This is a genomic window from Nonomuraea marmarensis (assembly GCF_043197025.1).
Lineage (GTDB): Bacteria > Actinomycetota > Actinomycetes > Streptosporangiales > Streptosporangiaceae > Nonomuraea > Nonomuraea marmarensis.
Genome location: NZ_JBICRM010000015.1, coordinates 143,736 through 167,415, shown reverse-complemented (window position 1 = coordinate 167,415; position 23,680 = coordinate 143,736). Strand labels below are relative to the sequence as shown.

21 protein-coding genes and 2 tRNA genes are annotated in these 23,680 nt (G+C 70.1%); 11 read left to right on the top strand and 12 right to left on the bottom strand.

All coding sequences use genetic code 11. The annotated features are described in order from the left end of the window. Window positions 1-45 precede the first annotated feature (45 nt). Both ACFLIM_RS25045 and ACFLIM_RS25040 read right to left on the bottom strand, forming a co-directional pair. A complete protein-coding gene (locus ACFLIM_RS25045; protein WP_393169335.1) occupies window positions 46-840 on the bottom strand; it encodes an exodeoxyribonuclease III in 795 nt (264 codons plus the stop codon). 97 nt (window positions 841-937) lie between these two features. Further along, window positions 938-1,561, bottom strand: a complete 624-nt coding sequence (locus ACFLIM_RS25040) for a hypothetical protein (protein ID WP_393169435.1) — start codon at window positions 1,559-1,561, stop codon at window positions 938-940. Window positions 1,562-1,581: 20 nt separating this feature from the next. Between ACFLIM_RS25040 and ACFLIM_RS25035 the strand changes: the two genes are divergently transcribed. Beyond that, the gene (locus ACFLIM_RS25035) at window positions 1,582-1,737 is read left to right on the top strand and encodes a hypothetical protein (protein WP_393169442.1); all 156 of its coding nucleotides are present in this window, start codon (window positions 1,582-1,584) and stop codon (window positions 1,735-1,737) included. A gap of 17 nt (window positions 1,738-1,754) precedes the next feature. Here ACFLIM_RS25035 and ACFLIM_RS25030 read toward each other — a convergent pair whose 3' ends face one another. Continuing rightward, window positions 1,755-3,320, bottom strand: coding sequence for an ABC transporter substrate-binding protein (locus ACFLIM_RS25030; protein ID WP_393169333.1), 1,566 nt, complete (start codon window positions 3,318-3,320; stop codon window positions 1,755-1,757). Between the two features lie 167 nt (window positions 3,321-3,487). Here ACFLIM_RS25030 and ACFLIM_RS25025 point away from each other — a divergent pair, with 167 nt between their 5' ends. Both ACFLIM_RS25025 and ACFLIM_RS25020 read left to right on the top strand, forming a co-directional pair. Further along, window positions 3,488-5,374: a sensor histidine kinase gene (locus tag ACFLIM_RS25025; RefSeq protein WP_393169331.1), complete on the top strand. Its 1,887-nt coding sequence runs from the start codon at window positions 3,488-3,490 to the stop codon at window positions 5,372-5,374. Beyond that, window positions 5,367-5,723, top strand: coding sequence for a DUF742 domain-containing protein (locus ACFLIM_RS25020; protein ID WP_393169329.1), 357 nt, complete (start codon window positions 5,367-5,369; stop codon window positions 5,721-5,723). Before ACFLIM_RS25025 ends, ACFLIM_RS25020 begins: the two co-directional genes overlap by 8 nt. On the opposite strand, the gene ACFLIM_RS25015 is transcribed toward ACFLIM_RS25020, so the two are convergent. After that, entirely contained in the window at window positions 5,701-7,107 is a 1,407-nt protein-coding gene (locus ACFLIM_RS25015) for an MFS transporter (protein ID WP_393169327.1), read from the bottom strand. The two genes, ACFLIM_RS25020 and ACFLIM_RS25015, sit on opposite strands and share 23 nt — an antisense overlap. A gap of 74 nt (window positions 7,108-7,181) precedes the next feature. Here ACFLIM_RS25015 and ACFLIM_RS25010 point away from each other — a divergent pair, with 74 nt between their 5' ends. Continuing rightward, on the top strand, window positions 7,182-7,649 hold the full coding sequence (locus ACFLIM_RS25010; RefSeq protein ID WP_393169325.1) for a MarR family winged helix-turn-helix transcriptional regulator: 468 nt from the start codon (window positions 7,182-7,184) through the stop codon (window positions 7,647-7,649). Here the strand turns inward: ACFLIM_RS25010 and ACFLIM_RS25005 are convergent. Genes ACFLIM_RS25005 through ACFLIM_RS24975 form a run of 7 tightly spaced genes read right to left on the bottom strand, consistent with a single transcriptional unit; the run spans window position 7,642 to window position 15,540 of the window. Continuing rightward, entirely contained in the window at window positions 7,642-8,514 is an 873-nt protein-coding gene (locus tag ACFLIM_RS25005) for an ABC transporter ATP-binding protein (RefSeq protein WP_393169323.1), read from the bottom strand. The genes ACFLIM_RS25010 and ACFLIM_RS25005 overlap by 8 nt on opposite strands. Next, entirely contained in the window at window positions 8,511-9,332 is an 822-nt protein-coding gene (locus tag ACFLIM_RS25000) for an ATP-binding cassette domain-containing protein (protein ID WP_393169321.1), read from the bottom strand. Before ACFLIM_RS25000 ends, ACFLIM_RS25005 begins: the two co-directional genes overlap by 4 nt. Beyond that, the gene (locus ACFLIM_RS24995; RefSeq protein ID WP_393169319.1) at window positions 9,329-10,249 is read right to left on the bottom strand and encodes an ABC transporter permease; all 921 of its coding nucleotides are present in this window, start codon (window positions 10,247-10,249) and stop codon (window positions 9,329-9,331) included. The genes ACFLIM_RS25000 and ACFLIM_RS24995 overlap by 4 nt, the downstream gene beginning before the upstream one ends. Beyond that, window positions 10,246-11,262 (bottom strand): ABC transporter permease, encoded by a 1,017-nt coding sequence (locus ACFLIM_RS24990; RefSeq protein ID WP_393169317.1) that lies wholly within the window; start codon window positions 11,260-11,262, stop codon window positions 10,246-10,248. The genes ACFLIM_RS24995 and ACFLIM_RS24990 overlap by 4 nt, the downstream gene beginning before the upstream one ends. Window positions 11,263-11,265: 3 nt before the next feature. Continuing rightward, window positions 11,266-12,885 (bottom strand): ABC transporter substrate-binding protein, encoded by a 1,620-nt coding sequence (locus ACFLIM_RS24985; protein WP_393169315.1) that lies wholly within the window; start codon window positions 12,883-12,885, stop codon window positions 11,266-11,268. A 23-nt stretch (window positions 12,886-12,908) separates the two neighbouring features. Further along, entirely contained in the window at window positions 12,909-14,477 is a 1,569-nt protein-coding gene (locus tag ACFLIM_RS24980) for a hydantoinase/oxoprolinase N-terminal domain-containing protein (protein WP_393169313.1), read from the bottom strand. Next, complete coding sequence (locus ACFLIM_RS24975) at window positions 14,470-15,540, bottom strand: DUF917 domain-containing protein (RefSeq protein ID WP_393169311.1); 1,071 nt, start codon at window positions 15,538-15,540, stop codon at window positions 14,470-14,472. Before ACFLIM_RS24975 ends, ACFLIM_RS24980 begins: the two co-directional genes overlap by 8 nt. Before the next feature lie 217 nt (window positions 15,541-15,757). On the opposite strand from ACFLIM_RS24975, the gene ACFLIM_RS24970 reads away from it, so the two are divergent. The 6 genes from ACFLIM_RS24970 to ACFLIM_RS24945 all read left to right on the top strand — a co-directional run bounded on the left by ACFLIM_RS24970 (window position 15,758) and on the right by ACFLIM_RS24945 (window position 21,560). Next, window positions 15,758-15,830 (top strand) — tRNA-Met (locus ACFLIM_RS24970). 3 nt (window positions 15,831-15,833) lie between these two features. Then, window positions 15,834-15,906, top strand: a tRNA-Arg gene (locus tag ACFLIM_RS24965). 16 nt (window positions 15,907-15,922) lie between these two features. Further along, the gene (locus ACFLIM_RS24960; RefSeq protein WP_393169309.1) at window positions 15,923-16,357 is read left to right on the top strand and encodes an RpiB/LacA/LacB family sugar-phosphate isomerase; all 435 of its coding nucleotides are present in this window, start codon (window positions 15,923-15,925) and stop codon (window positions 16,355-16,357) included. A 379-nt stretch (window positions 16,358-16,736) separates the two neighbouring features. Further along, window positions 16,737-17,900 (top strand): amidohydrolase, encoded by a 1,164-nt coding sequence (locus tag ACFLIM_RS24955; protein ID WP_393169307.1) that lies wholly within the window; start codon window positions 16,737-16,739, stop codon window positions 17,898-17,900. Window positions 17,901-17,927: 27 nt separating this feature from the next. Next, window positions 17,928-20,423 carry a Tex family protein gene (locus tag ACFLIM_RS24950; protein WP_393169304.1) on the top strand — a complete coding sequence of 832 codons (2,496 nt, stop codon included), beginning with the start codon at window positions 17,928-17,930 and terminating at the stop codon, window positions 20,421-20,423. 114 nt (window positions 20,424-20,537) lie between these two features. After that, the gene (locus ACFLIM_RS24945; protein ID WP_393169302.1) at window positions 20,538-21,560 is read left to right on the top strand and encodes a hypothetical protein; all 1,023 of its coding nucleotides are present in this window, start codon (window positions 20,538-20,540) and stop codon (window positions 21,558-21,560) included. Between the two features lie 33 nt (window positions 21,561-21,593). Here ACFLIM_RS24945 and ACFLIM_RS24940 read toward each other — a convergent pair whose 3' ends face one another. Next, entirely contained in the window at window positions 21,594-22,322 is a 729-nt protein-coding gene (locus tag ACFLIM_RS24940) for a TetR/AcrR family transcriptional regulator (RefSeq protein ID WP_393169300.1), read from the bottom strand. A 97-nt stretch (window positions 22,323-22,419) separates the two neighbouring features. On the opposite strand from ACFLIM_RS24940, the gene ACFLIM_RS24935 reads away from it, so the two are divergent. After that, window positions 22,420-23,634 carry a saccharopine dehydrogenase family protein gene (locus ACFLIM_RS24935; protein ID WP_393169298.1) on the top strand — a complete coding sequence of 405 codons (1,215 nt, stop codon included), beginning with the start codon at window positions 22,420-22,422 and terminating at the stop codon, window positions 23,632-23,634. Window positions 23,635-23,680: the final 46 nt, after the last annotated feature.

Here is a 23,680-nt window from a genome sequence, read left to right as displayed (position 1 = left end):
TTTGAGAACTCAGGATACTCGGACGGCCGCGGTTTGTAATTGAATTTATGGTCCGAGATCCACCACGATCGGCGCGTGATCGGACGGGCCTTTCCCCTTGCGGGCCTCGCGATCGACGTACGCCGCCCGCACCCGCCCCGCGACGTCCGCACTCGCGTAGACGAGGTCGATGCGCATCCCCTTGTTCTGGTGGAACATCCCGGCCCGGTAATCCCAGTACGTGAACGGATGCGGCCCCTTCATCGGCGTCGGCACCACGTCGTGCAGCCCCAGGGCCCGCAGTTCGGTCAGCGCCTGGCGTTCGGCGGGCGTGACGTGGGTCGAGCCGGCGAACAGCGCGGGATCCCACACGTCGGCGTCCGTCGGCGCCACGTTGTAGTCACCGCAGGCCACCAGCGGTGAGCCGAGCTCGGCCGCCAGCGCGTCCCGCAGCGCCGCGAACCAGGCCAGCTTGTAGGCGTAGTGCGGCGAGTCGACCGTGCGCCCGTTGGGTGCGTACAGCGACCACACCCGGATCCCGCCGCAGGTCGCGCCGATCGCGCGCGCCTCGGGCCGGGCCGCGCCGACCCCGTCGAGGTCCCCGAATCCGGGCTCGCCGGGGAAGCTCGGCGTCACCTCGTCCAAGCCCACCCTGGACAGGATCGCGACGCCGTTCCACCGCCCGTCGCCGTGGGCCGCGGCGGCGTACCCCAGCGCGCCCACCTCGGCGGCGGGGAACGCCGCCACGGAGCATTTGGTCTCCTGCAGGCAGACGATGTCGGGCTTGACCTCGGCCAGCCATTCGAGCAGGCGGGGCAGGCGTGCCTTGACCGAGTTGACGTTCCAGGTAGCCAGGCGCATGCCCCTTAGCCTGCCACCGCCGACCCGGCTACGGCACCCGGACTCGAAGCCGCGAGCCTTCGCACACCTCGACCGGGCCGGGCACCGGCCTATCAGGTCAGGCCCGGGTGCGCTCCACCCCCACAGTGATCTCGTTGCCGAGGCGGCGGCCGGTGAGCAGGTCGAGGTCGTCGCCGCTCCAGAACCTGCCCGGGTCGTACCAGTTGGGGCGGCGACCGCCGGCCAGCAACCCCATCTCCTCGTAGGTGACGGCCACGACCTCGGCGCAGTAGGCGCTCTCCAGCGTCGCCTCCCCGCGGCTCCTGCGCGGGACGCGTCCTCTGGCCCAGCGGGCGGCCAGCCTGGCGGTGGAGGGGAACGGGGTGCCGTCGAGCCGGGCGACCGTGCGCAGGGCCGCGTCCTCCATCTCCGGCGTCGCCTGCGGTTCGAGCTGGCGCAACCAGGCCCGCTGGTGGTATCGGTCGGCCCACACCGTCACCGCGTCCCGCAGGTCGTGCAGCTGCACGCCGCGGTGGTGGGTGCCCGCCCACAGGTCCGGCAGCGACCTGCCCAGCTCGGCGTGCCACATCATCGGCGGCAGGTCCTCGATCACGATGGCCATGCCGACGTGGTTGACCGGGCTGTTGGTCATGGTCTGGATGGCGCGGTCGGGCACCGAGCGCCCGCGGAAGACCCACAGATCGCCGGTCCTCGTCACCTTGACGGCCTCGTCGAGAGTCAGCACACCATTAGCCTAGGCACATGCGCTGGTGGAAGATGCTGGGACTGGCCGGGATCATGGGTGTGGCGGCCACGGGAGTGGTGATCGCGCGGGCCGAGCGCCGCCGCCGCGCCTACACCCCCGAAGAGATCAGGACGCGCCTGCGCGAGCGGGCCGAGGGAGCGCCAGGAGCGTAACGAGGCCGTGAACACGGTCAGCCGGAGGGCCGCAGGTCGTAGACGAAGACCACGTCCGGATAGGCCGGGTTGTCGTCGTATCCCTGGACCCCGCCCAGGTAGGCGCGCTGGTAGTTGACCACCCAGGGCATGGCCGCCGCCGCGCGCTGGTCGAGCACCCGTCTCGTGGCCTGCTCGTACGCGCGTTGCGCCGCCGTCCTGTCGGTCACCGTCAGCTCGGGCACCGTGTCGAGCAGCGCGTCCAGGCCCTGGTCGTCGAGGTAGGCCAGGTTGAAGGCGGGCGGGTTCCCGCTGTGGAAGACGTTGCCGAACCACGAGTAGCCGTCGGCGTAGTCGGGCCACCAGTACATGACGAAGATGTCCTGGCCGCGTTTCTTGCCCAGCTCCCATTGGGCGTTCCAGGGCATCGGCCTGGCCTCGATCGTGACGTTGAGCGGCTGCAGCGCCGTCGCCAGCTTCGTGGCGAGCAGCCGCCAGTCGGTGTCGCCCTCGCCGTACGTCAGGCGCAGCCGCAGCGGCCTGCCCCCGGGACCGTAGCCGGCTTTCTGCAGCAGCTGGGCCGCCCCGTTCAGGTCCTGCCGGGGCACGCGGCCGGGCACGTGGCCCGTCAGCCCCTCCGGGATGACGCCGCTGACGGGTGCGACGGCGCCCTTCAGCTCCTTGATCAGCCCCTGGTAGTCGACGGCCTTCTGGACCGCGCGGCGCACGCGTACGTCCTTCATCGGGCCGCTCGCGGTGTTGAACAACATCATCGCCGTCTGGAACGACGGCCGCTGCGACGTGCGCACGCCCGGCGCGGCCGAAGCCCTCGCGAACAGGCGCGGGCTGAGCCGCGCCACGAAGCTCGCCTCGCCGCGCTGCAGCAGCCGGTACGCCTTGTCGGGATCGGGCACGACCCGGAACTTCACCGTGCTGTAGTGCGGCCTGCGCCACCCACCCCAGTATTCGTCGTACGCCTTGAGCGTGAGCTCCTGCTCCTTGCCCTTCTGCCAGCTCGCCACCGTGTACGGCCCCGACCCCGCGTCCTTGCCGGCCTGGAACCACTTCCCGAGGTCGGGCGCCGCCTTCGTGTCGTAGATGTAGGCCGCGTACGTGGAGGAGGCCACCAGGTCCAGGGGCACGGAATACTTCAGCGCGAACGTCACCGTGGCCGGGCCCTCCACTCTGATCGAGGAGACGGCGTCCCAGATGTAGGAGGCGCCGGTCTTGGCCTTCATGGTGCGCTCGATCGACGCCTTGACCGCCTCGGCGTCCAGCGGCCTGCCGGTGTGGAAGGTCACGCCGCGCCGCAGGTTGAACGTCCACGTCCGGCCGTCCGACGACGCCCGCCACGACGTGGCCAGCCGCGGGGTGGACTTCTTGGTGACCGGGTTCCAGAGGGTGAGGGTCTCGTAGATGTTGTGGAAGGCGATGATCTCGCTGGAGTAGGACCTGCTGGGGTCCCACTCGGTGACGATGTCCAGGTTCTTGACGTAGACGAACGTGGACTCGCCCGCCGGCGCCTGGCGTGCCTCCTCTGGGGGAGGCGAGGAGCATGCCGCGAGGATCATGAGCGCGGCTGCCGCTACGAGACGACGGCGCAACGCATCTCCCTCTGTCGGCTACCCGGGGAAACCTACTCCAAGATCAAGCAAACGGGGGCGCCGCGTCCAAAAGTCCCGAAAAATTGGGCAATCTGGTGATCAATTGCTATCCTCGGGGCTTGTCCCGTCCGGGGTTGCCAGCAGGGGACCGACCGGAGTGAGGTGCCATGGGTCGTAGCCGAACGATCCGCATGAAGATCATCGGACTACTACTGGTGCCGCTGACCTCCATGGTGGTGTTGTGGGGGGTCATCACCGCCGTCACTGCCAGCGAGAGCTTGGAACTGCGCCAATACAAGACACTCTGGACGAACCTCCGCGTTCCCGCGTACAAACTGATCAACGAGATCCAGAATGAGCGTCTTGTCTCGGCCGAGCTTCTGCGGAACACGGTGGGCAAGTCAGCCGTGACCGCCCAGCGCAAACGTACCGACTCAGCCAGTGACTCGTTCAAGCAGCTCTCCAGCAACTCCAAGGACAGATCGGAAGAGATCCGCACACAGGTGGACGCGGTGTACACGCAACTCGACAGGCTCGATGCGATCCGAGGAGAGATCGACACGGGTCTGTCCGACCGTCTGCACAGCTCCGAGGCCTACAACGCGGTCATCGACACGATCTTCGGCCTGCACCGGCGGGTCGCGTTCATCGACGACATCCCGATCTACGAGCAGTCCCGCGTGCTTATCGACATCGCCTATGCGAGGGAGCTGCTCACCAGGGAGCAGGCCATCGCGTTCGGGCCCACCACGCCCGCGGAGCGCCGGCAGTTCACGCAGTTCGTCGGCAACCGGCGCTTCCTGATCGACCAGGCGCTCGGCGAGCTCGACCCGACCCTGCGCGACACCCACGTCACCCTGATCACCTCGCCCGCCTACCAGCGGATGCGGATGATGGAGGACCAGATCGTCGCCGGCGCCGCGCCGCAGAGCTGGCTCAAGACCACGGAGGGGCTGGCCAAGGCGTTCCTGGACGCGCAGATGCGGGCCAGCGCGATGCTGAACGGGCGCGCCGACCCGGTGGCCGACCAGGTGCTGTCGAGGGCGTTCCTGCTGACAGGCACGGCCCTGGTGCTCGTGCTCGTGTCCATCGCGTTCTCGTTGCGCATGGGCACCCGGCTGTCGAAGGAGCTGGGCGCGCTCAGGCTGGCCGCGCTGGAGGTGGCCCAGGAACGGCTGCCGCACGTGGTCGCCAAGCTGCGCAAGGGCGAGACGGTCGAGATGCCTGAGTTGTCGGTGGCGAGCACCACGGTCGAGATCGCCGACGTCGGGCAGGCCTTCTCCACCGTCCAGCAGACCGCCGTGGAGGCCGCGGTCGGCCAGGCGCAGCTCAGCGAGGGTGTCGGCCACGTGTTCCGCAACCTGGCCAGGCGCAGCCAGACGTTGCTGCACCGCCAGCGCATCCAGCTCGAGGACATGCAGCACCGGGCGACCGACCCGGACGCCCTCGACGACCTGTTCCGGCTGGACCACCTGACCACCCGCATGCGCCGGCACGCCGAAGGCCTGATCATCCTGTCGGGCGCCACTCCCGGCCGCGGCTGGAGCAAGCCGGTGCCGCTGCTCGACGTGGCCCGCGGCGCGGCGGCCGAGGTGGAGGACTACCAGCGGGTCACCGTCGAGCCGATGTCCGGCCAGCGCCTGGCCGGACCCGTGGTCGGCGACGTGATCCACCTCATCGCCGAGCTCATCGAGAACGCCACCGTCTACTCGCCCGTGCACACCCCGGTCATCGTGCGCGGCGAGGAGGCGGCCCGCGGCTTCATCTTCGAGGTGGAGGACCGCGGACTCGGGATGAGCCCAGAAGAGCTGGCCGAACTCAACGAGCGGCTGGCCAGCCCACCGGAGTTCGACCTGGCCGACAGCGACCGGCTCGGCCTTTTCGTCGTCTCCCGCCTGGCCGCCAGGCATGACATCCGCGTGACGTTGCGCGGTTCACCATATGGAGGGACCACCGCGATCGTGTTGATCCCGGATGAGCACGTGGCCGAACCAGAGGCCCCCGTGAACGTACAAGAGCCCGCTCGACCCATGCGGGTGGTGCGAAGTGACTGACGAGCGCTGGCTGGACGAGGACGCCGGTCCGATCGTCCCCGCCTACCTGCTGACCAGGGGCCGTACCGTGCCCGCGAGCGAGGCCATCGACCTCATCGCGGTGATCATCACGTCCGGCGGGCTGACGCCGCCCATCGGCCTCGGCCCCGAGCATCTGATCATCCTGCAGAAGTGCACGAAGCCGACGCGGCTCGTGGACGTGGCCGCCGAGCTGAACCTGCCCATCGGCGTGGTCAGGGTGCTGGTCGGCGATCTGCACGCGCAGGAGCTCGTGCAGGTCGAGCTGCCGCCGCCCGCCCCGGACGCCAAGGTCCTGCTGGAGGTGATCAGCGGGCTGAAGGCGCTGTGACCACTCTGCGGTTCAGTACGCCGAACACGGCCGCGAACACGGCGGCCACCGCGCCCGCCACAGCGGCGACGCCGAAGACCCACTGGTAGCCGTGTACGCCCGGCTGAGCGGCCAGCACGGCGGCGATCACCGCGCCCGCCGTACTGGCGCCCACGATGCGCACGAGCGCGTTCACGCCCGCCGCCACGGCCGTCTTCGCCGGGGCCACATGCTCGACCGCCATCGTGCCCAGTGCCGCGTACCCGATGCCCAGGCCGATGCCCAGCAGCGAGGACGCCACGTACAGGTCGGCCGGGTGGTCGTGCGCCACCACCAGCCACACGGCCGCCAGGCCCGTGACCAGCGAGCCCGCCGCCACCATGGACGAAGCCTGGAACCTGCGCATGATCCGGCCCGCGAACAGCGAGATCACCAGCATGAACAGCGTGCTCGGCAGCAGGTAGAGCCCGACCTGCAAGGTGGATGCGCCGAAGCCGTACCCGGTGCCCTCGGGCACCTGGGCGAAGCCGGAGACGCCGGTCATGGTGGTGAAGAACGTGAAGCCGAGCAACATCGAGGCCACCGTCGCGCCGACCGTGCCCCTGTGCACCAGCATCGACATCTCGACCAACGGCTCCGCCACCTTGCGCTCAACCGCGACCCAGACGGCCACCAGCACCACCGCGGCCGCGAAGAGGCCGAGCACGCCCGGCGAGGTCCAGCCCCACGAGCCGCCCTCGCTGATGGCCAGCAGGAGCGCGACCAGCCAGGCGGTCAGCAGCGCGGCGCCGATCAGGTCGGGGCGGCCCTTGACGGCCGGGGCGCCGTCGCGTACGAGGAAGGCCACGATGACGGCGGCCACCAGCGAGATGCCACCCGTTATCCAGAACACCAGGTGGAAGTCGCCGGAGGCGAGCCCGGCCAGGATCATCCCGCCGCCGCTGCCGAAGCCCATCGTCGCGCTGAGCACGCCGATGCCGCTCGCCAGTTGGTGCCGCGGCAACGTGTCGCGCACCACTCCGATCGACAGCGGCACCAGCGCTGACACGAAACCCTGGAGCACACGCGCCACGATGAGCCAGGCCAGCGACGTCGCCAGGGCGGCCATCACCGAGCCGATCACCAGGAGCGCCAGGGCGCCGAGGATCATGCGGCGCCTGCCGTACATGTCGCCGAAGCGCGACAACAACGGCGTGGAGACCGCGGCGACCAGCAGGCTCAGCGTGAGTGTCCAGGTCACGGCGGTGAGCGAGGCGTTCAGCTCGCGCTGCAGCACGGGAAGCAAGGGGACCACCGCGGTGTTCTGCAAAGCGGCGATGGACGCCGCGAAGGCCAGCGAGACCACCGCGGGCCAGGGATTCTTGGTAGACGTTTCGCTTGTCGGGGGTGCGACTACCGTCGCCATGTCCGGCTCCTTTTAGGTAACTTAGGTAAGTAACGAGAACCGATGATACATACGTAAGTTAGGTAAGCAAACCGATGGACGAAGATCTCAACAGGACGGTGTCGGCCTTTCGCGCGCTCGTGACCACGCTCAACCGCGGCAAGACGCACGAGCGGCTGACCGAGGCGGCGGGCGTCCGGCTGGACCGGCCCGACGTGCAGATCCTCGTCCACCTGCTGGACGCGGGCGAGCCGCGCAGGATCGGCGCGATCGCCGAGGGGCTGCAGGTGGAGAGCCCGCACGTGACCCGGCACGTCGCCGCGCTGGAGCAACGCGAGCTGGTCGAGCGGGTACGCGACCCCGACGACGGCAGGGCCTGGCGCATCGCGCTCACCGAGGAGGGAGCCGAGGTCGCCGCCCGATGCCGCAACGTGACGACGGAGTGGTTCCTGGGTGCGCTGGGCGACTGGTCCGAGACGGATCGGGCGGAGCTGGCCAGGTTGATGGGAAAGCTCTCGGACGACCTGTGCCAGCACCTGCGCGCCCGGCTCGTCATCAAGTGACCAGTACGTCCTCCGCCCGGTGACAGGCCACCTGACGACCCCGTATGTCCCTCAGCGCGGGCGCCTGCTCGCATTCGGGCACCGCCAGCGGGCAGCGCAACCTGAACGGGCACCCCGACTCCGCCGGTACGGCCTCCGTCCTCCCCTTGGCCTCGGGCGGGGAGCCGCCGAGCTTCGGCACGGCGTCGCGCAGGGCCTGGGTGTAGGGGTGGGCCGGGTTCGCCAGGAGGTCGCGCGTGGGGCCCGACTCGACGACGCGGCCCGCGAAGAGCACGTGCGAGGTACGGCAGAGCCGCTCCACCACCGCCAGGTTGTGGGTGATGAGGAGGCGCTCGGTGTCCAGGCCGGCCAGCAGGTCCAGGATCCTGGCCTGGACCGTGACGTCGAGGGCGCTGGTGGGCTCGTCCAGGATGAGCAGGCTCGGGTCCACGGCCAGGGCTCTGGCGATCACCACGCGCTGGCGCTGGCCGCCGGAGAGCTGGTGCGGTTTGCGGGTGGCCAGGTCCGGGTTCAGACCGACCTGTTCGAGGAGGGTTTTCACCCTGTGTCTTGCGCTTCTGGGCAGGGCCTCGGCTATGGAGGTGCCGATGCGCATCCTGGGGTCGAGTGCTTCGGCCTGGAAGACGGGTTGGACGTCTTTGCGGAACTTTCTCAGGTCCGTATTTTTCAGTGTTTGGTCGCCGTACCAGATATTTCCGGACATGGGGGTGAGGAGGCCCAGGAACGCGCGGGCCAGGGTCGTCTTGCCCGAGCCGCTCTCCCCGATCAGGCCGACGCCGCCCTCGGTGATGTCCAGGGTCACCTCGTGCACGACCGGCCGCCTGCCGTACCCGAGCGTCACCCGCTCGGCCCTGAGCACGGTCACGGCAGCGCCTCCAGCAACTCGCGGGTGTAGGGGTGTTGTGGGTCGGCCAGCACCTGGGCGGCGGGGCCCGACTCCACCACCGCGCCGTCCTTCATGACGAGCACCCGGTCGGCGATCGTCGAGACCAGGGCCAGGTCGTGGGAGACGAGCAGGAGCGCGAGCCCGCGTTCCGCGCGCAGCCTGCGCAGGACGCCGACCACCTCGGCCTGCACGGTCACGTCCAGGGCGCTGGTGGGCTCGTCGGCCAGGATCACCTCGGCGCCCAGGGCGATGGCCAGGGCGATGGCGAAGCGCTGGGCCTGGCCGCCGGAGATCTCGTGGGGGTAGCGGCGCAGGATCTCGCGGTCGAGCATGACCGCCTCCACGGCCTCCGCCATCACCTCCTCCAGCCGCCCCTTACCCCTTCCGACGGCGCCCGAGGCGTCGCTCTCCGCACTGCTTCCGTTGCCGCTGCGGGCACCGTTCCCGGGAGCGGCACCGACGCCGTGGAGCTTGAGGGCGCGGCGCATCAGGACTCCGAGCCTGGTGGCGGGGCTGAGCGCGGTCTGCGGGGACTGCATGACGAGCGCCACCCTTGCGCCCCTGATCTCCCGGAGGCGGCGGGGCGAAGCCGTCAGGACGTCGACGCCGCAGACCCGGATGTGTCCCGAAATTTCGGCATCTGGGGCCAGACCCAGCAGCGAGAGCAACGTGGTGGACTTACCTGATCCGCTCTCCCCCACGATCGCGACGCACTCACCCTCGGCCACGTCAAGCCGGGGAACGTCGGCCACGAGCCGCCCGCCGTACCGCACCTGGAGGTCGCGCACCTCGATCATTTCACCGCCCTTCGCGGGTCGAGCGCGTTGCGCAACCCTTCACCGAGCACGTTGAACGCGAACGCCGTCACCAGGATCGCCAGCCCGGGAAAGGTGACGACCCACCAGTTCGTGGTGAACAACGTCTGCCCCTGCTGCACCATCAACCCCCACTCCGCCGTCGGCTCCTGCGCCCCGAGCCCCAGGTACGACAGCGCCGCCGAGGTGAGGATCACGCCACCACCGTCGAGGGAGAGCTGGACCAGGACGGGCGTGAGCGAGTTCGGCAGCACGTGCCGCAGCACGATCAGCGGCGCCGGCACGCCGAGGCACCTGGCGGCGTCCACGTAGCTCCGGGTGGCGATCGAGGCGGCCACGGAGGCGGCCAACCGGGTGTACCAGGGCCACCACGTCACCGCGATGGCCAGGACAACGGTGTTCACGCTGGGCTGCAGCACGACCGCCAGCGCCAGGGACAGCAGCAGCGCAGGGAAGGCCAGGAACACGTCCGTGACCCGCATGATCACGTCTCTGATCCAGCCGCCCGCGTATCCGGCCACCACGCCGAGGCTGACCCCGACCAGCGCCGACATGCCCAGCACCGCCACGGCGATGAACAGCGACGTGCGGCCGCCGTACAGGATCCTGGTGAGCACGTCCCGCCCGACCTGGTCGGTCCCGAACCAGTGCGCGCCGCTCGGCGGCAGCAGCGCCTCCAGCGGCTTCGGCTCGTCCACCGGGTACGGCGCCAGCCACGGCGCCATGATCGCGGCCAGGACGACGAGCACGAGGAGCACGGCCCCGAACGCGGCGAACCGGTCGGGGATCCTGGGCAGCGTGCGGCGCAGCGGCGCGGCTCCCACCTCGGTCATCGGCGCCTCCTCCGTCGTCGGGCCGGCGTCCCTGGGCGTCATCGGGTCCCCGTCCCCGGCCGTCATCGGGCCCTCGTTCGCGGGTCGACGAAGCCCTGGAGGATGTCCACGATCAGGTTGGCCAGCACGTACACCAGGGCGACCAGGAGGGTGACGCCCGCGATGGCCGGGGTGTCCCGCGCTTTGATCGACTCGGCGGCGTAGCGGCCCAGCCCCGGCCAGTTGAAGACCGCCTCGACCAGGAAGCCGTTGACGATCGCGTACGCGAAGACCAGGGCGATCAGCGACAGGACGGGGTTCAGGGCCGGTCTCAGGGCGAATCTGGTCAGAATGGACGTCTCGCCGAAGCCGAGCGCGCGTTCCATCCTGGCGTGGTCCTGGCCGGACTCCTCGATGAGGGCCGCCCTGGTCATCTGGGCGATGACGCCCGTGGGGTAGGCGGCCACGACCAGGGCGGGGAGGATCAGGTGCTGGAGGGTGCTGGTGAAGATGGGCCAGTTGCCGGTGATGAGGGCGTCGACGATGGTGATGTTCGTCCAGAGGGAGAGGGGGCTGGTGGTGTCGAGCGCGGAGTCGTACTCGCCGGCGATCGGGAACCAGTCCAGGTTGCTGGCGAAGACCGTCTGCAGGGCCAGGGCCAGCCAGAAGACCGGTACGGAGACGGCCAGCATGCTGCCGAACCGCACCCCCAGGTCCGGAAATTTCGTCTTGTAGCGGGCGGCGAGCACTCCGACCGGGATGCCCACGATGACCGCGACGAGCAGAGCCGTACCGACAAGCTCAAGAGAAGCGGGGAACGCGAGATACAGGTCGTCGCGCACGGGTTGCCGGGTACGCAGGCTGACGCCCCAGTCGCCGGTGATGAGGTCGCGCACGTAGTTCAGCAGCTGCACGGCGATCGAGTCGTCCAGCCCGAACCGCTCGCGCGCCTCGGCGAGCTGCTCGGGCGTGGCCTTCGGCCCGGCGAACGCGACCGCCGGATCCCCCGGCACCAGCCGCATGACGGCGAACGTGAGCACGACCACGCCGGCCACGACCAGGAGAGCCTGACCGAGCCGGCGGGCCAGATAACGGAGCATGAGTCAGCTTGCGCGCTTCAGGTCGTAGAAGAAGACCACGTTGGGATAAGCGGGATTGTCCACATATCCCTGGACGTCAGCGCTCAGCGCGCGTTGGTATTTCTGCACGTACGGCACCGCCACCGCCGCCTGGTCAGTGATGATCTTCTTCTGCAGGTCCTGGTACGCCTGGTCGGCCTTGAGCTGGTCGGTGGCCGTGAGCTGCGGCAGCGCGTCGATGGCCGAGTCGATCCCGGCGTCCTTCAGGTACGACAGGTTGAACTGCGGCTTGTCCGCACTCTTGAAGACGTTCAGGAACCAGGAGTAAGCGTCCGGATAGTCCGGATACCAGTACATGACGAAGATGTCCTGCCCCTCCTTCTTGCCCAGGTCCCACTGCGCGCTCCAGGTCATGGGCTTGGCCTGCAGGGTCACGTTCAGGTTCTTCAGCGCCGAGCTGAGCAGCGTGACCAGCAGCTTCTGGTCGTCGTCGCCCTGGGCGTAGGTCATGCTGAGCTTGAGCTCGGGGAGGTCGGGGCCGTACCCGGCCTCCGCCAGCAGCGCCTGCGCCTTGGCCAGGTCCTGCTTGGGCTCCAGGCCGGAGGCGTAGCCGAGCAGCCCCTGCGGCACCAGGCCGCTGGCCTTCTGGCCCGCGCCCTTGAGCGCCGCCGCCAGGCCGTCATAGTCGATCGCGTACTGCAGCGCCTGCCGGATCCTGACGTCCTTCGTCGGGCCTCCCGCCGTGTTGAACAGCACCAGCAGGTTCTGGAACGACGGCGACTGCGAGGTCTGCACGCCCGAGGTCGTACCGGCTTGTTCGAAGAGCTGCGGGTTCAGGCGTTGTACGAAGTTCACCTCGCCTTTCTGCAGCAACTGCCACGCCGTGGTGATCTCGGGGGTGACCCTGAAGGCGATCTTCTTGTACTGCTCCGGCTTCCAGCCGCCCCAGTAGCCCTCGAACGCCTTCAGCGTCAGCTCGGTCTCCTTGCCCTTCTGCCAGGAGTCGATCGTGTACGGGCCGGTGCCGGCGGTCGTCTTGCCGTCCTCGTCCACGGCGTCCACGTCGTAGATGTAGGCGGCGTAGCCGGAGGAGGCGACCAGGTCGAGCGGGGTGGCGTACTTGAGCGTGAACTTCAGCGTGGCGGCGTCCACGGCCTCGATCTTGTCCACCGAATCCCAAATGTAGGCCGCGCCCCCCTTCTTCTCCATCGTCCGCTCGATGGCCTTCTTGGCGGCTTCGGCGGTGAGCGTGGCGCCGGAGTGGAACTTCACGCCCTGGCGGAGCTTGAACGTCCACTCCTTGCCGCCGTTCGCCGAGGTCCACTCGGTGGCCAGGCGCGGCTCGGCCTTCTTGGTCTGGGAGTTGTACCTGGTCAGGCCCTCGTAGATGTTCGACATGGCGACGATCTCGTTGGAGTAGGAGGTCGCCGGGTCCCAGTCGGTGACCACGTCGAGGTTCGGCACGTACACGAACGTGCTGTCGTTGGCCTGGGCGGCCTGCGTGGCCGCCGGTTGACTGCCGCCGCTCGACTCCGGCCTGGGCGTGCCTCCGGCGCCGCGCACCTGGCCGCCCGCGCACGCGGATGCGGTCAGGGCCAAGGCACCGGCGACCCAGGCGACTAGCAGACGCTTGTGCCAGCGCATGGTGGGGGGATCCTTTCGATCATTCACCGGGCGAGTGGTCCGGCTGCTTTGACGTGTACCCGCACGGCGGGCTCGGAGAGGTAGCTCAGCGGCACCTCGAGGAGGTCGACGATCTCGACGCCGGCAGGATCCGCCCCCGCCGTCACGGCCCGCGCCGCTGCCTCCTCCTTGGCCCTTTCTATCGCTTCTGACCGGCTATCGCCCGCTGACAAGATCGTATCGACTCTGCCGCTCGCGAGCGCGATTCCGGCACCCACGGCGTTGGCCACTTCGGCGTGTTCCGGGCGGATCACCTGGCTCACGCCGGGGATGCGGTCGGGCAGCAGGAATGCCCCGCCTCCCACCGCGACCAGGGGTCTGTCGGTTTTGCCGAACGCCATCCGGTCCACGGCGTCGACGACCATCTCGTCTGCGATCGCCACCGCCCTTTCCAGGGTGTCTTCGTTTTCTTCCGACATGTCACGTCTTAAGGTTTCCAGGCGCTCGCGCCACCCTTCGGCGTCGCGCGGGCTCCGGCCGGCCGCGACGGCCGCGTCGGTCATCGTCATCGTGTTCCCGCCGAAGACCAGCGCTTCCCGGACGATCCGGTAGCCGACGGAGTCGGGCCCGATGCCATGACTTCTGACCATCGTGCCGCCTCCGAGCGCGATAGCCAGGATGTCGGGCATGCGGAAGTTCGTCAGCACCCCGCCGATCTCGACCGCCGCCGCCGACTCCCTCGGGAACCCCCCGGCCAGCACGCCCAGATCGGTGGACGTGCCGCCCACGTCCACCACGATCGCGTCCGCCACACCGGACAGGAACGCGGCTCCGCGCAGGGAGTTCGCGGGGCCCGAGCCGATCGTCGACACCGGCAGCCGCGCGGCGTGCTCCACCGTCATGAGCGTGCCGTCGTTCTGCGCCAGGTACGGCTTCGCGCCCAGCCCGCGTTCGGCCAGCGCGGTGACCAGGGCGTCGGTGACGTGCCCTGCGACGCCGTACAGGGCGGCGTTCAGCACGGTGGCGTTCTCGCGTTCGAGCAGCCCGAGCGAGCCGATCTCGTGGCTCACCGAGACCGGCAGGCCGTACTCGGCCCCGATCAGCTCCTCGACCAGGCGCTCGTGCTCGCTGCTCGCCGGGCTGAACACGCTGGTGACGGCCACGGCGTCCGCCTCCACGCCGTCCAGGAAGCGGCGGACCGCGTCGAGGTCGGGCCGGCTGATCTCGCGGCCGTCGACGTAGTGGCCGCCGGGCACGATCGCCTCGCCCGCCGAGACGGCCTTGCGCAGGTCGCCGGGCCAGTCGGAGAGCGGGGGCACGGCGGTGGTGGCGGGCGCGCCGAGCCGCAACACGGCGACGCGGCCGAGGCCCCTGCGCTCCAGGATCGCGTTGGTCGCGTGCGTGGTGCCCAGCATGACCCGGCCGATCCGGACGGACTCGTCTCCGAGTTCGGCCAGTACCGCGTCCAGGGCGGCGCGCAGCCCCTCGGTCACGTCCGGGGTCGTCGGCCGCTTGGCCTTGGCGATCACGCGGCCATCGGCGTCCAGCACGACCGCGTCCGTGTTCGTGCCGCCGACGTCGATCCCGATCCTGAGCTCCGGCAGGTCAGCCACGCGTCATCAGCTCCTCGACCGGAACGTAGTCCAGCTCGTATCCGAACGCCCGGGGCCCGGCCGTCTCCAGCCCCTTGGGGGTGCGCCAGAGCGGGTCGCAGGGCCAGGCGAGCACCGTGACGCGCTGGCCGTACCTGAGACTCTCGGTCTGGATGGCGGCGGCGGTCTCGGTGTCCACGACCGTGATGAGGTCTGGCACCATGGCCTTGACCTGGTCGTTCTCGATGGCGACCAGGTTCTCGTTCTGGAGCTCGATGGTCAGGCGGCGGCCCCGGTCGTCGCCGGTGCCCTCGATCGCGGCGGTGCCGCGGACGAAGCCGCCCGTGGTGCGCCGGTTCACGTCGGTCAGCTTGCCGGTGATCAATCTGACGGCTCCCAGCCGGTCCTGGAGTGCGCGGAGCGGGTCCGGCGTGCCCTCTGTGGCCCGGCCGACCTCGAGCGCGCGGGTGACCGTACCCTCGATGACCGCGCCCCGCGCCTGTGCGGCGGTGAGCACGTAGTCGGCCATCAGCGCGTGCGACCCGGCCGCCACGCACACGGCGCGCGCCAGGCGTTCGGACCAGAGGCCGTCGATCGGGCGGATGGTCACCACGTTGCCCACGATGTCAGACATGATCACCAGGTCGGCGGGCAATCCCGCCACGTACATCGACACCATCTGGACCTCGGGAAACGCCCGCCCCATGCCGTCCGCGTCGAGCAGCGGCAACCCGAGCTGGGCGGCCCAGGCGACGGGGGCGACCCCGTTGGAGCCGCCGATCTCGGAGGACATGACCGCGCTCGGCGGCCTGCCGAAGAGCCGCTCCACCTCCTCGGCGATGCGCTTGGGCTCGTCCTCGCTGTGGATCATCTCGTGGCTGACGGTCGGCGCCCCGATCCCGGACAGCGGCACGACCAGCGCGTCGTCGGCCAGATCGGCCAGCTCGACCAGCGGGACCTCGCCGTACTCACGGATGGCCCTGATCGCCGCCAACGATCCGGTACGCACGTCTCCCCCGCCCCCGGTGCCCAGAACGGCACATCCCCGGGCGAGAGCTGGGATATCACTCACACGAATGCTCATATGGGTGCACAACCAAGCACATGCCACCTCATTTCGCCAGTCCGGCGCCTGTTGCGGAGAGTAAAATCAATTGCGAGGCCCTCCCCAGATCGCCATGCTCGATCCAGGCACCGATCTTCTGGAAGGACGTCCTCATGGTCACCCGGCGAATGCGCATGCGGCGCCGTACCGGTGTGTCCTGGGGAGCCTGACCGTCTTCCCTGCTTTGTCACACCAAGGCGGGTGGGGGCGCTGGTGTGCCCACCGGTTTCATAAACCGGACCAGGCGGGTTCGATTCCCGCACCCGCTACGAGCCCCCGTGGCACAGCGGAGAGCGCGCCTGTTTCCGAAGCAGGAGGTCGCTGGTTCGATTCCAGCCGGGGGCGCTGGTACACCTGTGTTATGCGGATCTCGGTGGCGGCGGACAGCAAGGACGGGGTGGCCGAGCGGGTCGTGTCGGAGCTGCGCGAGCGGGGGCACGAGGTGGTGACCCACGGCGCGCTCGACGACGGCGAGCGCGACGACTGGGCGTGGGCCTGCGAACTCGCCGCCAGGGACGTGAGCGAGGGGCGGGCCGACCAGGCCGTCGTCTGCTGCTGGACCGGCACGGGCGCGTCGATCGCGGCCAACAAGGTGCCCGGGGTCCGGGCCGCGCTGTGCGTGGACGCCTACACGGCCGGCGGCGCCCGCAAGTGGAACGACGCCAACGTGCTGGCGCTGAGCCTGCGGCTCACGTCGGACGTGGTGCTGGCCGAGATCCTGGACGCGTGGCTGGGCGGGCGGCCGAGCACGGACTCCGCCGACGTGGCGAACGTTTCCCATCTCGACGAGATCTGACTACCCTCCTTGGGCATGTCGAATTCACGGTGTACGCATTGCGGTGAGGATGGGCTGGAGGCCGGGTTCATCATGGACTCGGGTGATGGGGCCAGAGGGTTCGCCAGATGGGTCGAAGGGGCGCTTGAGCGCGGGGTGTTCGGCGGGGTCAAGCTGGTGGGGCGCCCGAAGTGGCAAATAGACGGATATCGCTGCCGATACTGCTACCACCTTGAACTCTTCGCGGGCCACCCCGCCTGACCGGGCGGGCAGCACTCCGTTCCCGGCCACCGCTCCTGCCCCCTGACCCGCCGGCTTTGTAGCGGACCGCCGCCCGCGATCCAGAACCGTCACACTCGCGGCAGAGAAATCGTCGGTGCCGCCGTTTAGGGTGCTTGGCATGACCGACGTCCTGCTCCGCGGCGGGTTCCCCTGGGGCCTCGACGGACCTGCCGACATCCTCGTCGGCGACGGCCGGATCCACCTCGTCGCCCAGGGCATCGACGCGCCCGGCGCCCTGGTCATCGACATCGGCGGGCAGCTCGTCCTGCCCGGCCTGGTCGAGGCGCACTGCCATCTCGACAAGACCCTCTATGGCGGGCCGTGGGTGCCCCACTCCGCCGACGACACGCTCGCCGGACGCATCGGCAACGACCTCGGCCGCCGGGCCGAGCTGGGCGTGCCGAGCGTCGCGCGGATCGGCGCGCTGCTGGAGCGCATGAGCGCGGCGGGCACCACGCATGTGCGCACCCACACCGACATCGACCCCTTGGTGGGGCTGCGGGGCGTGCAGGCCGTGCGCGAGGCCGCCGCGGGCTCCCCCGTCGACGTGCAACAGGTCGCCTTCCCGCAGCACGGCGTGCTCACCAACCCGGGCACGGCCGAGTTGCTCGAAGAGGCGCTCAAGAGCGGCGTCGAGGCGGTCGGCGGCCTCGACCCGGCGGGCATCGACCGCGACCCCGTGCGCCACCTCGACCTGATCTTCGGGCTGGCCGAGCGTTACGGCACGCATCTCGACATCCACCTGCACGACGGCGGTTCGCTGGGCGGGTGGGAGCTCGAGCTCATCACCGAGCGCACCAAGGCGCTCGGTCTGGGGGGCAGGGTGACGGTCAGCCATGCGTACGCGCTCGGCCAGCTCGACGAGGCCTACCAGGACCGGCTGGCCCAGGGCTTCGCCGAGGCGGGCGTGGCGCTGGCGACCGCCGCCGTCTACAGCTTCCCCGTGCCGCCGATCAAGAAGCTGCGGGCCGCGGGGGTGACCGTCACCTGCGGGCACGACGGCATCCGCGACCTGTGGGGCCCCTACGGCAGCGGCGACATGCTGGAGCGGGCGATGCACGTCGCCTACCGCAGCACGTTCCGCAGGGACGAGGACATCTCACTCGCGCTGGAAGCCGCCACATATGGCGGCGCCCGCGCGCTCGGGCTGGAAGGATACGGCTTGGCTCCGGGTGACCGGGCCGACCTGGTCGTCGTGCCGTCCGGGAGCGCGGCGGAGGCCGTGGTCGTTCACCCTGCGCGCACTCTGGTCATGCAGGACGGCGTAGTCCTGCACAATTGACCGGCGGGACCATCGAAAGGCAGGCAAGTGCTCTCTATTCACCAGCGGATCGCGGCAGAGCTCGACGTACGCGACGGGCAGGTGCAGGCGGCCGTCGAGCTGCTCGACGGCGGCGCGACCGTGCCGTTCATCGCGCGATACCGCAAAGAGGCCACCGGCACCCTCGACGACGCGCAGTTGCGCACGCTCGAGGAGCGGCTGCGCTACCTGCGCGAGCTCGAGGAGCGCAGGGCGGCGATCCTGGAGTCGATCGAGTCTCAGGGCAAGCTCGACGACGAGCTGCGCGAGCAGATCATGGCGGCCGAGACCAAGGCCAGGCTCGAGGACATCTACCTGCCCTACAAGCCCAAGCGGCGCACCAAGGCGCAGATCGCCCGCGAGCTGGGGCTCGAGCCATTGGCCGACCAGTTGCTCGCCGACCCTTCGCTCGACCCGGCGGCGACGGCCGAGGGGTTCGTCGCGGAGGGCGTGGCGGACGCGGGCGCGGCACTGGAGGGGGCCAGGGCGATCCTGATCGAGCGCTTCGCCGAGGACGCCGACCTCATCGGCGGCCTGCGCGAGCAGCTGTGGACCCGCGGGCGGCTGGTGTCGAAGGTCCGGGAGGGCAAGGAGGAGGCGGGGGCCAAGTTCTCCGACTACTTCGAGTTCGGAGAGCCGTTCACGAAGTTGCCCTCGCATCGGATCCTGGCGATGTTCAGGGGGGAGAAGGAGGAGATCCTCTCCGTCGCCCTGGAGCCCGACGACAGCCCCGACTACGAGTTCCGCATCGCCTCCCGGTTCGGCGTCTCCGACCAGGGGCGTCCGGCCGACAAGTGGCTGGGCGAGACCGTGCGCTGGGCCTGGCGCACCCGCATCCTGGTGCACCTGGGCATCGACCTGCGGATGCGGTTGTGGCAGGCGGCCGAGGACGAGGCGGTCCGCGTCTTCGCGACCAACCTGCGTGACCTGCTGCTCGCCGCTCCGGCGGGGACCCGGGCGACGATGGGGCTCGACCCGGGGCTGCGCACCGGGGTGAAGGTGGCCGTGGTCGACGCCACGGGCAAGGTCGTGGAGACGGCGACCATCTACCCGCACGAGCCCAAGCGGCAGTGGGACCAGTCGCTGGCCGCCCTGGGGGCGCTCGCGCAGCGGCACGGGGTCGAGCTGATCGCCATCGGCAACGGCACCGCCTCGCGCGAGACCGACAAGCTGGCCGGTGAGCTGGTCCAGCACATGCCGTCGGTGACCAAGATCGTGGTCTCGGAGGCCGGGGCGTCGGTCTACTCCGCCTCGCCGTACGCCTCGCAGGAGCTGCCCGAGCTCGACGTGTCGCTGCGCGGCGCGGTCTCCATCGCCCGCCGGCTGCAGGACCCGCTGGCCGAGCTGGTCAAGATCGACCCCAAGTCGATCGGCGTCGGCCAATACCAGCACGACCTCGCCGAGTCCAAGCTCTCCCGATCGCTCGACGCGGTGGTCGAAGACTGCGTCAACGCCGTGGGAGTCGACGTCAACACGGCGTCCGCGCCGCTGCTCACGCGCGTGTCGGGCATCGGCTCCACGCTGGCCGAGAGCATCGTGCGCCACCGCGACTCCAACGGCCCCTTCAGGAGCCGCACCGCGCTGAAAGACGTGTCGAGGCTCGGCCCCAAGGCGTTCGAGCAGTGCGCGGGCTTCCTCCGCATCCCGGGCGGCGACGACCCGCTCGACGTTTCGAGCGTGCACCCGGAGTCCTATCCGGTGGTGCGCCGCATCCTCGGCTCGGTCAAGACCGACCTGAAGTCGTTGATCGGCAACACGGCGGCGCTGCGTTCGATCAAGCCGGATGACTTCACGGATGAGACGTTCGGCCTGCCGACGGTCACCGACATCCTGCGCGAGCTGGAAAAGCCGGGCCGCGACCCGCGACCCGCCTTCAAGACCGCCACCTTCAAGGAGGGGGTCGAGAAGATCTCGGACCTGACGTCCGGGATGATCCTGGAGGGCGTGGTCACCAACGTGGCCGCCTTCGGCGCGTTCGTGGACGTCGGCGTCCACCAGGACGGGCTGGTCCACGTCTCGGCCATGTCCCGAAATTTCGTGAAGGACCCGCGCGACGTGGTCAAGCCTGGCGACATCGTCCGCGTCAAGGTCCTGGACGTGGACATCCCCCGCAAGCGCATCTCCCTGACCTTGCGCCTGGAGGACGAAACCACCAAGCAGCCTTCGGGCGACGGCCCCCGCAAGTCAACCGGCCGCCAGGGCAGCCCTCGCGAGGACAGCCCTCGCGGTGAGGGTGGCCGCGGAGGTGGCGGTCGCGGCGACGGCGCCCGGGGTGGCGGCGGTCGTGGAGATGGTGGCCGCGGCGATGGCGGCCGCGGCGACCGTGATCAGCGCGGGCGCGGCCAGGGCGGTCGCGGCGACGGCCAGCGGGGCGATGGTGACGGAGGCCAGCGCGGCCGGGGCGACGGACAGCGCGGTGGCCAGCGCCGCCAGGACCGCCCGGCCCCGACGGGCGCGATGGCCGAAGCCCTCCGCAAGGCCGGCTTGGGCGGCGACAACCGCTAGCCCAACGGCAGCGCGCCGGAGCTCACGATCGGCCGGTACGCATCACGTGCCGGAACGCGCGGACGGGCTCCCGCTCCGCTGATCCCGCAGCCGCAGCGGCGGTACGGTCTAAGGGTGAGCACGACGACGTTCGAGACGGCGGTCAGCCAGGCCCGCGACCTGCTCAGGTGGCGTTCGCCCCTGCGGACGGAGCTCTGGGCCGCCAGGCTCACGGCCGGTCTGGAGCCCGGCGAGGTGGGGCCGTTCCTGCGGCGGTTGGCGGCGGACGGCGGCCCGGAGTCACGCCTCGCCCTCGCCGCCCTGGCAGCGGTCAACCAGGCCGCCGAGTCCGGCTCCGACGCCGGCACACCGCCGGCCGCGGCTGACGACCAAGACCGGGGCGATCGGCCGTACACGACAGCCGGGAGCGGGATGGCGGAGACGCTTCCCGGGTGGGTGCGGCGGATGGGGCGGGTGACGTGCGAGGGCGCGTGGTACGGCAAGGCGGGCCCTTTCGGCGAGCAGACCCTGGCGGCTCTGTCCTTCCGCTACGAGAACGGCAAGGAGCCGCACCTCCTCGTCGTCGGGATCGACCAGGTGAGCGGCGGGCTGGCCGTTGACGCGCTGGTCGAGGAGGTGAAGTTCCTCGACGATCTGGACCTGCGGCCCGCGGACCCGGGGGTGGTCGCGGGGCGGGTGCTGGACGCGTTCGAGCTAGGTGATCGGATCATGGGGGCGCTCGTCGCCGACACGCTGCCCGCCTATCGGCCGATCGCGCTCGCCCGGGCTCTCGTGGTGCCCGATCTCGTACGGCCGGCGCCCGACGACACGGTGAGCCGGTTTAGGGAGCTGCCGGACCTGCCCGGTGCGCGGGAGGCGTTCGAGAAGCTGGCCGAGTTCCTTGGTGATCGTCCTTTGTGGTGGAGTCCGGCGCGGGTCACGCAGTTCCTGACGTCGTGGTTGCCCAGGGAGGCCATCCTGACGGAGGCGGGGATCGCGGCGATGCCGGAGGTGGTGCGGGCCTGGAGCCGATTCTCCGGAGCGCATTCCGCGGTGCTCGGGCAGGTCGAGCTGGACGCACCCCGGCTGCCCGCCCTCATGGCCGACGAGTCCCTGGCCGGTCTGGGCAAACGCATCGCGCAGAACCGCCGCCACTGACTCCGCGCGCACCGCCAGGTCGTGACTGGGTGCTCAGCCGCGGGGGTGTGGCGCTTCTGGCGTCCGTCCGGTGAGCTGGGCGGACGCGCTGGACAGCAGCATGTCGAGTGCCGTCGGGTAGGCGCTGTCGTTCATGCGGGCGACCAGCAGCGGCGCCGTCGCGGCGATGTTCGGGTGGGTACGCGCCGGCAACCGCGCGTACGTGTCCCGCCACACCTCCTCGTCGGCCTCCCGCGCCGCCGGGGGCAGGGCCAGCGTGGCCGCGTCGAGGATGGCGAAGGCCAGGCTCTGGTCGATGAACGCGTGATAGATGCGGACCGCGTCGGCATCGGCGAACCCGGCCCCGCGCAGGATCCCGAGGATCGTCTCGTCGCTCGCCACCTCGTTCGGGCGGCCCGTGACCCGGCTGGCCGTCAGCAGGGCGGCCTGCGGGTGGGCGAGGTAGGCGTGGTGCACGCGCAGGCCCACATCGCGCAGGTCGGCCCGCCAGTCGCCGGTGGGCCGCCAGTCCGCCATCGCGTTGCCGAACAGCTCGTCCGCGATCGCCAGGATCAGGTCGTCCATGCCGCGGAAGTACCGGTAGACGGTGCTGGCGTCGGCGCCCAGGGCGAGGCCGAGGCGGCGGGCGGTCAGCCCCGTCGCGCCGTGCTCGCGCAACATCCGCAGCGCGGTCTCCACGATGAGCCGGTGCGTCAGCACCTGCCCCTGCTTGGTGGGACGCCGCCGCCTCCGTGCCGTCTCCCCTATCACCCGCTTGGCCATATGTCCCCTTATGCCAACACCATTGACGTTGATAACCCTACTGACATTGGATGAACGACACATCCCCAAAAATCCACATAAAAGGGGCTTTATCGTCATGCGTATCCTTCTCGTGGGAGCCGGCGGCGTGGGAACCGCCATCACCCGGATCGCGGCGCGCCGCGAGTACTTCGACCATATGGTCGTCGCCGACTACGACCTCCCCCGCGCCAAGTCGGCCGTCGCCGCCGCGGCTGACCCCAGGTTCACCGCGGCCAGGATCGACGCGGCCGACTCCGCCGCCGTCACCGCACTGCTCACCGAGCACGAGTGCGACATCCTGCTGAACGCCACCGACCCGCGTTTCGTCCTACCGCTGTTCGACGCCGCCCTCGCGGCCGGGGCCGACTACCTCGACATGGCCATGTCGATGTCGAAACCGCACCCCGACCGCCCGTACGAGGAGGTCGGGGTCAAGCTGGGCGACGACCAGTTCGCCCGCGCGGCCGAGTGGGCCGCGAAGGGCAGGCTGGCGCTGGTCGGCATGGGCGTGGAGCCCGGTCTCGCCGACGTCTTCGCCAGGTACGCCGCCGACGACCTCTTCGACGAGATCGAGGAGATCGGCATCAGGGACGGCGGCAACCTGACCGTCGACGGCTACGACTTCGCCCCGTCGTTCAACATCTGGACCACGATCGAGGAGTGCCTCAACCCCCCGGTCATCTACGAGAAGGACCGCGGCTGGTACACCACGGAGCCGTTCAGCGAGCCCGAGGTCTTCGACTTCCCCGACGGGATCGGGCCGGTGGAGTGCGTGAACGTCGAGCACGAAGAGGTGGTGCTCGTCCCCAGGTGGATCCCCGCCCAGCGGGTGACCTTCAAGTACGGCCTCGGCGACGACTTCATCGACAAGCTCAAGACCCTGCACGCGCTGGGCGTGGACAGCACCGAGCCGGTCGCGGTCAGGACGGACCTCGGCACCGCCAGGGTGGCGCCGCGCGACTTGGTCGCCGCCGTGTTGCCGGACCCGGCGGAGCTGGGCGACCGCATGCACGGCAAGACGTGCGCGGGCACCTGGGTGAAGGGGCGCAAGGACGGGAAGCCACGCGAGGTGTACCTGTACCACGTGGTGGACAACCAGTGGTCGATGAGCGAGTACGGCTCCCAGGCCGTCGTCTGGCAGACCGCCGTCAACCCGGTCGTCGCCCTGGAGCTGCTGGCGAGCGGGAAATGGCAGGGCGCGGGCGTGCTGGGTCCGGAGGCGTTCGAGCCTCGGCCGTACCTGGACCTGCTGGTGGAGTACGGCTCACCGTGGGGGATGCGCGAGCAGTGAGGGGGCCGGAGTCGGGCGTCCGGACGCGGCGCAGGATCATTGGTGC